The sequence below is a fragment of the Sphingobacterium prati genome (genome assembly GCF_013167215.1).
GTDB classification, from domain to species: domain Bacteria; phylum Bacteroidota; class Bacteroidia; order Sphingobacteriales; family Sphingobacteriaceae; genus Sphingobacterium; species Sphingobacterium prati.
In genome coordinates this window covers 922514-934910 of the sequence record NZ_JABJWY010000034.1, presented here as the reverse complement: position 1 = coordinate 934910, position 12397 = coordinate 922514, and the positions used below count along the sequence as shown (strand labels likewise).

Annotated in this window: 12 protein-coding genes; 6 read left to right on the top strand and 6 right to left on the bottom strand. The window is 39.8% G+C overall.

What is annotated here, in order from left to right; translation table 11 throughout:
• Positions 1-175: 175 nt before the first annotated feature.
• Both carA and eno read left to right on the top strand, forming a co-directional pair.
• Positions 176-1276, top strand: coding sequence for a glutamine-hydrolyzing carbamoyl-phosphate synthase small subunit (gene carA, locus HPC41_RS14245; protein WP_172394640.1), 1101 nt, complete (start codon positions 176-178; stop codon positions 1274-1276).
• A gap of 211 nt (positions 1277-1487) precedes the next feature.
• Positions 1488-2783, top strand: coding sequence for a phosphopyruvate hydratase (eno, locus tag HPC41_RS14240; RefSeq protein ID WP_172394639.1), 1296 nt, complete (start codon positions 1488-1490; stop codon positions 2781-2783).
• A 182-nt stretch (positions 2784-2965) separates the two neighbouring features.
• Here the strand turns inward: eno and HPC41_RS14235 are convergent, their stop codons facing one another.
• Genes HPC41_RS14235 through HPC41_RS14225 form a run of 3 tightly spaced genes read right to left on the bottom strand, consistent with a single transcriptional unit; the run spans position 2966 to position 5691 of the window.
• Positions 2966-3853, bottom strand: a complete 888-nt coding sequence (locus tag HPC41_RS14235; RefSeq protein ID WP_172394638.1) for a DUF72 domain-containing protein — start codon at positions 3851-3853, stop codon at positions 2966-2968.
• Positions 3850-5046: an MFS transporter gene (locus HPC41_RS14230; protein WP_172394637.1), complete on the bottom strand. Its 1197-nt coding sequence runs from the start codon at positions 5044-5046 to the stop codon at positions 3850-3852. Before HPC41_RS14230 ends, HPC41_RS14235 begins: the two co-directional genes overlap by 4 nt.
• A 3-nt stretch (positions 5047-5049) precedes the next feature.
• Positions 5050-5691 (bottom strand): YceH family protein, encoded by a 642-nt coding sequence (locus HPC41_RS14225; protein ID WP_172394636.1) that lies wholly within the window; start codon positions 5689-5691, stop codon positions 5050-5052.
• Positions 5692-5864: 173 nt separating this feature from the next.
• Here HPC41_RS14225 and HPC41_RS14220 point away from each other — a divergent pair, with 173 nt between their 5' ends.
• The 3 genes from HPC41_RS14220 to HPC41_RS14210 are packed head-to-tail and all read left to right on the top strand — an operon-like array spanning position 5865 to position 8945.
• Complete coding sequence (locus tag HPC41_RS14220) at positions 5865-6791, top strand: histone deacetylase family protein (RefSeq protein ID WP_246250656.1); 927 nt, start codon at positions 5865-5867, stop codon at positions 6789-6791.
• Between the two features lie 9 nt (positions 6792-6800).
• Positions 6801-7859 carry a nucleoid-associated protein gene (locus HPC41_RS14215; protein ID WP_172394635.1) on the top strand — a complete coding sequence of 353 codons (1059 nt, stop codon included), beginning with the start codon at positions 6801-6803 and terminating at the stop codon, positions 7857-7859.
• Positions 7860-7865: 6 nt separating this feature from the next.
• Positions 7866-8945 carry a DUF3810 domain-containing protein gene (locus HPC41_RS14210; RefSeq protein ID WP_172394634.1) on the top strand — a complete coding sequence of 360 codons (1080 nt, stop codon included), beginning with the start codon at positions 7866-7868 and terminating at the stop codon, positions 8943-8945.
• 84 nt (positions 8946-9029) lie between these two features.
• On the opposite strand, the gene HPC41_RS14205 is transcribed toward HPC41_RS14210, so the two are convergent.
• The gene (locus HPC41_RS14205) at positions 9030-9665 is read right to left on the bottom strand and encodes a hypothetical protein (RefSeq protein ID WP_172394633.1); all 636 of its coding nucleotides are present in this window, start codon (positions 9663-9665) and stop codon (positions 9030-9032) included.
• Between the two features lie 56 nt (positions 9666-9721).
• A complete protein-coding gene (gene lpxB / locus HPC41_RS14200) occupies positions 9722-10837 on the bottom strand; it encodes a lipid-A-disaccharide synthase (protein WP_172394632.1) in 1116 nt (371 codons plus the stop codon).
• Between the two features lie 280 nt (positions 10838-11117).
• Here lpxB and HPC41_RS14195 point away from each other — a divergent pair, with 280 nt between their 5' ends.
• Positions 11118-11423 (top strand): FtsB family cell division protein, encoded by a 306-nt coding sequence (locus HPC41_RS14195; RefSeq protein WP_172394631.1) that lies wholly within the window; start codon positions 11118-11120, stop codon positions 11421-11423.
• A gap of 106 nt (positions 11424-11529) precedes the next feature.
• Here the strand turns inward: HPC41_RS14195 and HPC41_RS14190 are convergent, their stop codons facing one another.
• Positions 11530-12240 (bottom strand): DUF4397 domain-containing protein, encoded by a 711-nt coding sequence (locus tag HPC41_RS14190; RefSeq protein WP_172394630.1) that lies wholly within the window; start codon positions 12238-12240, stop codon positions 11530-11532.
• Between the last annotated feature and the right edge of the window lie 157 nt (positions 12241-12397).

Sequence of the window (12397 nt, the reverse complement as noted above, 5' to 3'; positions counted from 1 at the left end):
GTGAAAATTAAAGTAGAGTCTTTATTGGTGGGTGCCTTAGGAAACGGTTTGTCAATCGTGGTAATGCATTGTTAATTAAAATTTTAGCCCATTTGAGGGCTTTTTTTATATCCAATAGGGAAGGCTTTAGGATTCAGAACAGAAGAGATACACATTTTATAATATTACATCGATAATGACCAACTACAGCAAATTGCCTGCAATTTTAGTTTTAGAAGATGGTACAGTTTATCACGGTAAAGCCGCTGGTAAAATTGGTACGACTACTGGTGAGATCTGTTTTAATACAGGAACAACCGGTTATCAAGAGATTTTTACAGATCCATCTTATTTTGGACAAATCATGGTAACAACCAATGCACATATTGGTAACTATGGTATTGATGAGGATGATACCGAATCAAATCAAATTCAGATTGCAGGATTAGTTTGTAAAAACTACAACATCAACTATAGCCGTAAAATGGCCGATGAATCTATTCAAAGCTATTTTGAAGAAGGAAATTTGGTGGGTATTTCCGATGTGGATACACGTTCATTGGTAAGACATATCCGTGATAAGGGAGCAATGAACGCAATTATTTCATCCGAAACACTTGATGTAGAAGAATTAAAGAGCCAATTGGCAAAAGTTCCTTCCATGGACGGACTTGAGCTATCTTCTAAGGTAACTACGGCTGAACCGTATTTCTTTGGAAACGAGAATGCCGCTTTACGCGTAGCCGTATTGGATTTGGGAATTAAGAAAAACATCTTGCGCAATTTTGAAGCACGTGACGTTTATACAAAAGTTTTCCCGGCTAAGACAACATTTGAAGAGATGGAAAAATGGAACCCCGATGGTTACTTTATTTCAAACGGTCCTGGAGATCCTGCACCAATGGATTACGCCATCGAAACGGTAAAATCTATTTTGAATGCGCAAAAACCGATGTTTGGTATCTGCCTGGGACACCAGATCCTAGCTTTGGCTAATGGTATTCGCACCAGTAAATTACATAACGGGCACCGTGGTATCAATCATCCGGTCAAAAATATTATTGCCAACCGTTGTGAAATTACTTCTCAAAACCACGGTTTCGGTGTTGTCGCTGAAGATATCGAAAATTCGGAAAATGTCGAAATTACCCACGTCAATCTGAACGATCAATCAATCGAAGGTATCCGTATTAAGGGACAAAAAGCGTTCTCAGTACAGTACCACCCTGAATCATCTCCAGGTCCACATGACTCACGTTACCTGTTTGATGATTTCATAGCAATGATCAAAAACTAGGCAAAGATAATAGTACGTAAAACCCTCCCCATTGTGGAGGGTTTTTTATGACGTTTATCGAGCCAATTATTCAGATCTGTCATATTTTATTCACAATAAATGACAGATTTAAATACATTTTTTGTTATATTTGGTTGTTAAAAATGTCTGTAGGTAAGAGTGTGTCTTATTTACACTAAGTAATGAAAGTAAATTATAGTCTAATAAAGAAATGAGTTTAATTATCGATGTTCATGCGCGTCAAATTTTGGATTCGCGCGGTAACCCTACAATCGAAGTAGATGTTACTACACAAAATGGTTTTGTTGGTCGTGCAGCTGTTCCTTCAGGTGCTTCAACAGGTGTTCACGAAGCAGTGGAATTACGTGATGGCGACAAGTCAAAATACTTAGGTAAAGGTGTTTTGAAAGCTGTTGAAAATGTAAATACCAAAATAGCGAAAGCTTTGGAAGGCGTGGATGTTTTCGAGCAAAACGCCATCGATAAAATCATGATTGATTTAGACGGTAGTGAAAATAAAGGTAATTTGGGTGCAAACGCTATCCTTGGCGTTTCTTTGGCAGTAGCAAAAGCCGCTGCCCAAGAGTCGCGTCAACCTTTATACCGTTATATTGGCGGTGTTAACGCAAATACATTGCCTATTCCGATGATGAACATCATCAATGGTGGATCTCACTCCGATGCGCCGATCGCATTCCAGGAATTTATGATCATGCCAGTGGGTGCACCTTCTTTCTCTGAAGCATTGCGTTGGGGAACAGAAGTATTCCATACCTTGAAAAAAATCTTACACGACAGAGGTCTTTCTACTGCGGTAGGCGACGAAGGTGGATTTGCTCCAACGTTTGAAGGAACAGAAGATGCAATCGAAACCGTATTGAAAGCGATTGAAATCGCAGGTTACAAACCAGGTCAAGACATCTGTTTGGCATTGGATTGTGCTTCTTCTGAATTCTACAAAGATGGTAAATATGACTATGCTAAATTTGAAGGCGATAAAGGGGCGGTACGTTCTAGCGAAGAACAAGCAAGCTATTTGGCAGAATTGACAGCGAAGTACCCAATTATTTCTATCGAAGATGGTATGGCTGAAGATGACTGGGCTGGCTGGAAAACATTGACCGAAAAAATTGGTGATCACGTTCAATTAGTAGGTGATGATCTTTTCGTAACGAATACAAAACGTCTTCAACAAGGTATCGACACGCATACAGCAAACTCTATTTTAGTAAAAGTAAACCAAATCGGTTCATTGACTGAAACGATCAACGCGGTGACTTTAGCACAGAATTCTGGTTACACTTCAGTAATGTCTCACCGTTCAGGTGAAACTGAAGATGCGACGATTGCTGACTTGGCGGTTGCGTTGAACTGTGGCCAAATTAAAACAGGTTCGGCTTCCCGTTCTGACCGTATGGCTAAATACAATCAGTTGTTGCGTATCGAAGAGGAATTGGGTGGTAACGCCCGTTTCATCGGTAAAAACTTTAAATACGCGAAAAAATAGGTTGAACCTATTACGCTAAATAGAAAGGTCGGATCCATGGATCCGACCTTTCTATTTGCATATAACCGGCCGTATATTATAGATGTTTGAACCGGGTTTAAACATAATATTTTAAAAAGGCAATACGCAGATTAATAGGGCTGATAATAGTGCGGCTATTATTTTGCTTTAATATATTGAGGTTAAAATAAGGTATTTCCTGTCGCTTTATTCGGGTATTTGAGATTGAGATCAAATGTTTCATTGATTTTTTTGATAAAATGAGTCGCAAGCAACGGCGATTCAATTTCAATATTCTGATGTATAAAAAAGTACAGTTTCTGTAATCCATTATCCCGCCAGAGTTTTAGCACTTCGATCCAATTGTCCAAGCGTTCGTAATCCGAGGAGTGATTAGCGCCAACGTAACGAATAAATGCGACCGGTGTCGTCAGACGCATATGCAACATGTCTCTTCTTCCGGCCGTATCTACCAATACATTGGTCACTCCGGTCTCCTCCAATAACGTATAGAGTTCTTTCGTTACTTCAGCTTTCGAAAACCAATCTTTATTTCGGACTTCCAATGCTAAAGGAACATCCTTCGGCCAGTCGTGTAAGAATAGTTTTAAACGGGCCATGTCTTTTGGATTATAGTTGTCATGCATCTGCAGAAATACCATGCCTAATTTTTCATCAAATCGAACAACGGCATCCGTAAATAGTTTTACCTTATCCGCCGTATTGAGCAATCGGCTGAAATGACTGATGGACTGCGTGACTTTTGGGAAGAACTTAAAGTCTGCCGGTGTTTTCTGTTTCCAGGTTTCTACTTGCTCTCGGCTGGGTGAGTTGTAGAATGTGGCATTCAGTTCGATACTGTTAAACTGATTTGCATAGTAGACAAGTTCGTCTTTCGTTCCCTTTGGATAAAAGCCTTTTAAATCTTGTTTGTTCCATTTTGCGCAGCCAACATACACTTCAAAGGGTTCGTCTTTTTTGAAATGCTGTAAAAGGACTAAGGTCTCTTTTGGAGTAGGAGGTAGGGTAAAATCTACCTCTTCGGGATGTTCTACTTGGCCAAATTTCATATCGGTTTTTTTCTTAATTTATGATCAAATAATACATGTGCGAGCAATGCCAATAGCGTATACAGAGTTCCGATTGCTATTACACCAGGCCACTGGAAGTGCTGCCATGCCTGTGCTGCAAAAAAGGTGCCTGTTGAACCGCCAATAAAATAGCTGACCATATATACAGTGTTCAGGCGGTTGTTGGCGCCGAGGTCTAGTGCGTAAAAATCACTCTGGTTTAAGATATGCATGGACTGTAGTCCAAGATCGATGAGAATGACGCCGATAATCAGTCCCCAGTAGTAATTCCCGAATAACGCAAAGAGTATCCAGCTAAACACCATCAATAAGATGGCATACAGGATAATTTTAGCGGCACCGATGTATACGATCATTCGATTGACAAAAGCTGCTGCAAGAGCGCCGCAGGCACCGACAAGGCCAAATGCTCCGGCAGTAGCTGGTCCGTCAAAAAATGGTGGTCCTTCGATGTGGAAAACCAAAGTTGTAAAAAATGCGGAGAAAGCACCAAATCCCATGGCACCGCGAAATGCCGCCAGCTGCAGGACAGGTTGTTTGCTGGCGAAATTCCATACCGAAAGCATCAATTCTTTATAAGTACCCTTAAAATTGGGGCTTACCTCAGGAAGCTTAATGGCAATGGCCAGTGCTGTGATCACCATGATCGCCGTAGCGATCCAATACATTTCGCGCCAGCCGAAGTAAGAACCGACAAAACCACTGACGACCCGTGATAATAAGATACCGATCAGTAGTCCTGACATGACCATGCCTATTGCAGCCGCTTGTCTCTCCTTTGAAGCAAGCTCTGCCGCCATTGGTACAAAAACTTGTGGTATCACTGATGTGAAACCGATCAGAAAACTAAAGATCAAGATAGATAGAATCGATTGGGAAAGTGCCATCCCAACCAAAGAAAGGATAATGAATATAAAATCAGTCAAGATCATCCTCTTTCTTTTGAACATATCGCCTAGGGGGACTATTAACAACAGCCCGCAGGCATAACCAATCTGTGTTAGCATAGCCGAATTGCTAACTGTGGCTTCATCAACATGCAGATCCTTAGCAATCAGCCCCAACAGTGGCTGATTATAATAGTTATTGGCGACAACCAGACCTGTGGCAAAGGTCATCAGCCATAAAGTCGCTTGGGACAATTGTGTTTTGGAATCAGTACTAGAAATCATTGGTTAATGTAATTCGTCCCACAATTCTTGAAATTTCTGCTTTAATTCAGCGACTTCCTGTTCGAGTTGTTCGATACGCTCTAGAAGTGCCGGATTCGCAACAACTGAATGTGGGCTGCCTGTACTTTCAAAAACTTCCATATTTACCTCGCCAAGCAGATGAATATAACGCACCTCTTTATGCCCTGCTTGTTTAGGGAGCGATTTCAGGTAGCCTTCTTGCGACAGCTTTTCCAGTTGTTCAGTAATTTCACTTAATGATTCGAATTCGTAGAGCCTTCCGGCGCTTGAATTAATTTCACCTGCCGTTAGCGGCCCGCGGAGCAGCAATAGGCAAATAATAGCCAGTTCGGACGGCACAAGCGGAAATTGTATGGCAAAATTATGTTTATACTTGGTTACCCTAGATCCACCACCGATAACGGTTGAAATCAATCCTCTCTTTTTCAGGATGTCCAGTGTAGTGACGATGTCTTCTTCGGTATATTGAACTACAGGCTTGCGTGAAGTTTTTTGATTGCATGCTGCCTGTAAGCTATTGATCGTCATGGGATAATATTCAGGGGTCACCTTTGATTTTTCAATCAGGGAGCCTAGGACACGCTGTTCCATTGCAGACAATTGAGGCAAATTAGTCGTTTCCATGTTATTTTAATGTATCTATTTATGATCGAATATAAGTTTAATGTCAAACGGCACCCAACATCAACTTGAGGATTTGTTCTTATTCAAAGATGCCCTTTTTCCCATACAACTCCAAAATATCGATTGGATATTGTTGGATAAAATGGGATTGCTTTAGTTTTTCTTATCTTCGCATGAATAAAATAAGATTTAAAGTGCTCAAGATAGCTTTTCATCCCGAATTTATCCATCCGGTCAAAGAAGGACATCGTTTTCCGATGTTAAAGTACGAGTTGATTCCACTACAGTTGAAGCATGAGGGATTGGCCAATGAAGCTAATTTTTTCAGGCCTGAGTTAGCAAGTTTTGAGACCTGTTGTCTGGTACATGATCCAGCTTATGTGACGAAACTGTTTGATTTGACCCTGGATGCAAAAATGGTGCGCAGGATCGGATTTCCCTTGAGCAAGAGCTTGGTAGATCGCGAGCGCTATATTTTGGATGGGACCATTCAGGCTGCAAAATATGCGCTCAAATATGGGGTAGCTTTTACAGTTGCCGGCGGTACCCATCATGCGGGTTATGATTTTGGTGAAGGTTTTTGTCTGATGAACGACCAAGCTACTGCTGCAGGTTATTTATTGCAACATGATCGGGCAAATCGAATCCTTATTATTGATCTGGATGTACATCAGGGAAACGGCACGGCACATATCTTTGAAGGGCATCAACAGGTGTTTACCTTCTCGATACACGGCGAGAAAAATTATCCCTTTATCAAACAACGTTCCCATCTGGATATCGGTCTTGCGGAACATGTTACGGATCAGGAGTATCTGAAAATATTGGAAGAGAATCTGTGGGATTTATTTCGGCGTGTCCAGCCTGATTTTGTTTTTTATCAGGCAGGTGTGGATATCTTAGCAACAGATAAACTGGGCAAATTGAATTTAAGTCCAGCGACCTGTGCACGAAGGGATGAATTCGTACTGGGCTTATGTCATCAGTTGCATATCCCTGTTCAGGTAAGTATGGGCGGCGGATATTCGCCCCAGATCAAAGATATTGTCAATGCACATTGCCAAACATTTAGAATAGCAATAGATTTATATCATTTATAAAATAAGAATATGTTTTTTCATCAAGACGCAACTTTTGAAGCATTATCCATACACCGTGTGGGAAACAAAGCACAAGACGAATTTTATATCCTGTCAGACGAGCCGGTATCCCTTGAGGGCGACGAAGTATTGCCTGGACTTTTGATGCAGTATTTTATGAGCCCCTTTGCTAAAGTGAATGAAGTATATCGTCTTTATCATCCCAATGAAGAACTGGATCTGAATGAGGTGTTTTATTTCGTACGTCAGTATTTTAAAGAACAGCTTCCCTTTCACGATTTCTCCCAGCAGATTTCAAAGCATCTTTACGAAGTGTCCAGCCATCCGAAGATTAAAGCAGGAGAAGTGTATGTGGTGGCACTAAAAAATGTGCAGATAGAAGGCGAGGAACACGACGCGATCGGCATATTTAAATCGGAAAACAAAGAGACTTACCTAAAGGTATATCCTGAACAAGGTGCGTTCACCTTAGAATATGAACAGGAAGCAATTAATATCAATAAGTTGGACAAAGGCTGCATCATTATCAATGTTGAGGAAGAGGAAGGTTATAAGGTTCTTGTACTCGACCAGACCAATAGACAGCAGGAAGCCGTTTACTGGAAAGATGAGTTTCTGAAACTGCGCGTACGCAACGACAATTTTAATCAGACCGGAAATTACCTGAAAGTCTATAAAAATTTTGTTCAGGAGAAACTGGATGAAACATTTGAACTCGAGAAAGCCGATAAGATCGATCTGATGAACAAATCAATGAATTACTTTAAGGAAAAGGAAACTTTTGTGCAGGAAGAATTTGAGGAGGAAGTATTGGGAAATCCCCAGGCTATTGCCTTATTCCAAGACTATAAGGCGGGTTTTGAAGATGAGTTCGATTCACCCTTCCAGTCGAGCTTTGAAATAGCAGACAAGGCGGTAAAAAAGATGGAATCTTCTTACAAATCTGTGCTAAAACTGGATAAGAACTTTCATATCTACGTGCATGGAAAACGGGAATATCTTGAAAAAGGGTTTGATGAAGATAAAGGGATGAACTATTATAAGGTCTATTTCGAAAACGAAAGTTGATGATTTATGACAAAGCGTGATAAAATAGCTGTTTTTATTTTTGTGTCATTCATTGGTCTGCTATTCTTTTTAGCGCTGATCGAAAACAATAGTGCATGGATCGAAGCGTTTTACGCGCAGAGATTTTACCGGGTTTACGGTTATATTCCGAAGTATATTTTTGGCTATATTCCTTTTAGTGTAGGGGATATTTTTTATGCGTTCGCGCTTATTTTATTGTTTTATTGGCTGGTCAATCTCATCCGAAAGGTATGGCGTAGAAAATGGGCCGATGCAGGCCGTGCTTTTTTATTTGTGCTAAACCTGTTGTTCGGACTCTATATTTTCTTTTATATCTCCTGGGGCTTAAATTATTACCGGAAACCAATCAGTATGAATACCCAGCTAAAGGTCGATAGCTTGCGGCTTGCGGATTACCTCATGGTGCTTGACGAATATCTGGATAGTACAAATGCCTTAAGGGAACAGGTGGATCCCGCACAATGGGGCCAAAAGAAGGATCATATGCGGGAAGATCTGGCGACCTGGGTGAAAAAAGATACCACATTTTCTTCTTTTTTGTCAGGTAGTCAGATCAACGCCAAATCTCCATTAAATAGCATGATCGTTTCTTATTTTGGTGTTTCGGGCTATTTTAATCCGTTTACGCATGAAGCGCAGGTCAACTATGCCATGCCAGCCCTATCTTTTCCTTTTACGTATGTGCATGAGCTCGCCCATCAACAGGGAGTAGGTTTTGAAGATGAAGCTAATTTTATCGCTTTTGTTCGCTTGCAGCATCATCCACAGGCCTTTTATCGTTATTCAGCGTATTTGCAGACAAGCCTTTATATGCTGGGAGAATTGCGGGGAATGTACCCAGAGCTTGCCAAAGTGTATCAAAATAAGTTGAGTAGACCAGTGCTGGCGGATGTGGCTGCAGAGCGCCTATTTTGGAGCAATTATACAGGTTGGATTAACGACCTAATGGGCCTGTTTTACAACCAATATTTAACACATAACAATCAAAAAGAGGGAATTGCAAGATATGATCGCATGACGAGATTGGTGCTCGCCTATGAACTCAAGAAGAGAGGTTGCAATTAAATTTTATAGCAAGATGAATAGCTATAAAAGACAGCATCGATCTCTTAAGATTGCTGCTGTTTTTTATAGGCCGTTTCGCTTGCCTTATTGAGTCGAAATCAGTTCAAACGACCCCTCCGTACCTGCACTACCAGAGTAGATTTGCCCCTGCGGTAATCCCCTGAGACCCGTAGGCGCAGTTTTGATCCGGTCATAAATGTTTCTTAAGTCTGTGTTTGCATTGACAGCCCTGCCTCCCGCTACGACATCTGCGTAGATGTAATTTGGTGATTTCTTATCTGTTGTCTGTGGCTTTATACTTCCCGTAGCCAGGGTAACCTTGACTTTTCCACCATTTCCATTGGGAAATGTTTTTGTGCCATTAAAAGCATCATCACCTTTCGCAATGATATACAATGAGCCTAATTTTTGAAAATTGGCATTGATATCAAAATTGGCCCCATTATTTTTCCCGTCTGTACTATAGAAAGTAGCCTTATTGCCGATTTCCGCATAATCTACGGTGATTTTAACATTTTTCTTTCCATAAAAGGAAAGGGTAGCGTTATCCTTCATGATTAATGTGTCAATATGAATAATGGCCGTAGAATCTTTGCTATCAATATTTTTCTTGGCTTTTTTTCCAATTTCGAGTTTGGAAAAATGCTGTGTCTCCTGCGCTTTACCGAAAAAGGTAAATGCGAAACAAAAAAGAAAGCCTAAAATAAGTTTCGATTTCATAAAGCTTTAATTATATGTAACTAATTAATAGTTTGACAATTGAAATCCAATAGAGTTTAATTTTTACCCAGATATTTTACAATTAATTTAGCTGTTTTCTCCGACGCACCGGCTGAACCAAGTTTCTCGGCCAAGATATCGTAATTTTCCAGCACACTCGCCCGATGTGCTTTGTTGTTTATTAATTCACCCACTTCGTAGGAAATGTCATAAGCTGTGCAATCATCCTGTATCAGTTCACGTACGGAAAGAAAATTATTGATTAGATTGACCAAGGAGATAAACTTTACTTTTACCACGAGTTTAGCGATCCAAACAGATATCGGATTTGCCTTGTAGACAACAACCTGGGGTACTTTCAATATACCTGTTTCCAGGGTTGCTGTGCCGCTAGTGACTACCGCAGCCTCCGCATTGTTGAGGATATCATAAGTTTGATTGAAAACGACCGGAATATCAATACCCTTCAAAAATTGTTTGTAATAAGATTCGTCAAAATTTGGAGCACCGGCAATGACAAACTGATGCACAGGAAAAAAATAGGGGAGTTCGGCCATAATAGGCAGAAGTTTATTGATCTCCATCTCTCTGCTGCCCGGCAACAAGGCAATAAGTGGTTTGTCTGTAAAACCGTTTTCTTCCCTGAACTTTGGATTAAAAGGATAAGTTGAGATGGCGTCCAATAAGGGGTTGCCTACATAATCGACCGGCATACGCCATTTTTTATAGAAATCCACTTCAAAAGGCAGAATGCAGAACATATGATCAACAATTTTTTTGATTTTTTTGACGCGGCCCTGATTCCATGCCCATACTTTTGGTGAAATATAATAACATGTTTTGATCCCATGTTTTTTTGCAAATTCGGCAATTTTTAGGTTGAAGCCTGGGAAATCGATAAGTATAACAGTATCGGGCTTTTCTTTTAGGAGGTCATTTTTAACGGTTTTCAAGTTTTTTGATATCTTACCCAGATTTTTCAAAACTTCCACAAAACCCATAAAAGCCATTGCCGAGGTATGTATCAATGCTTTTTCTCCAGCCGCTTCCTGCATTAAATCTCCACCTACAATGTGGAAAGTCGCATTGGGATCTTCATTTTTAAGCGCTTTGATCAGATTGGCACCATGTAGGTCGCCTGATGTTTCACCAGCAATAAGATAGTATTTCATAGAAAAATGATTATGTATTGGTGCTGTTTTTCATTGGTAAAAATGAACCCATTGCACTCGGTTTGTTATTTAATGCCATATGGAAGATACAGTCCATTTTTTTCGTGTATTTGTGCCTTCCCTTCGGACTATTTAATAGCATGTTGTTTTGACTTGCTAAAGATAATATTATTCTAAAGATATGATGAATTTGAGTGCATTATTCCATATCTTTAATTAAAGATGTTTAACTTTGGAAGAAAATATCGGGAGTCTAAAAGCTAAATAGTATTTTTGTCCTATGCAACGATTATGGTCTTTAATAAGAAACAAGTATTTATTAGCCACTTTGGCGTTTTTGGTGTGGATGTTGTTTTTTGATAGAAATGATTTTGCTACGCAATACAGCTACCAAAAACAAAAGGCCAATTTGGAAACGGAACGGTCTTTTTATTTAAAAGAGAATGCGGCAATTATAAAGACGATCAATGATATTCGGTCCAATCCACAGGAGGTACAACGTATCGCTCGGGAGAAATATAAAATGAAGAAAGAAAATGAAGATATTTACGTAATCTCTAAAGTTGCACCCAAAGAAAATCCTTAAAATTTAATATTAAAATATATCGAACTCTGCTTTATATTTTTACAAAATAAAGAAAGACCATCATACTTGTATGATGGTCTTTTCGGTATATAGAAATGGGGTATTTTTAATTTGCAGCTTGAGCTACTAAACCAAGATATAATGGTTTCTTATCATCATTTGCCTTACCGATCAATATCAATGAATAGTAATAGTTTTCAGCCAATTTGACATCCTTCCGGGTTGCAATCGTTTTTCCGGCTTTATCTTTGGCAATGACTGTAAAAGTACCACTTTTTTGTGCGATGAATCTTTGATGAGCCGTCGCTGAATTTTGTGTTTCTTTTGCACGGTTGGTCCATTCTGTTGGTGAAGTCTCACTGCCAACTTGCAGGGTTACCTGATCTGTTCCCTCCGCAAGATTAAAGAAACGTAAACCGGATTCCGTGTTTTTGATTTCTTTGTTGATTTTATCGGTTGTAATCACCTGGACTGGCTTCTCTTTGTTACCATAAACAAATGAGGTGTATATGGTGCTGTCTTTGATCGTAACTGTTGTATCAACAAGCGCGTTGTTATATTCTGCAGAAACAGCTATTTTTCTAGCTCCAGTGAATAGGCCAACTTGGCTATAGCTTTTAAACTCCAAAGGATAATATGGACTTTGTAATGAGCCCCCGTCGGCATAATATACAACCGCATTAGCATCAGTGTACCCGTTGACCATGGTAAAGAGCGCACCAGGAATTCGTTGGTCGTCGTTATCTTTCAGGCAACTGGATAGTAAAAATGTCGCTAAAGCGATGGCAATAAAATTAAATAATCTATAGTTTTTCATAACCGTGTAATATTAAAATCTATTTTTTGTGAATAACACATTGCGCTTGTGTTGTCTATTATACGGACCTGACATACACTTTGCTACAGTTAGCTGCAAAAATAATCAATTTGTGGTTTATTATCATAACCCTTATCTAAGAGAAAAAAGGCACAAG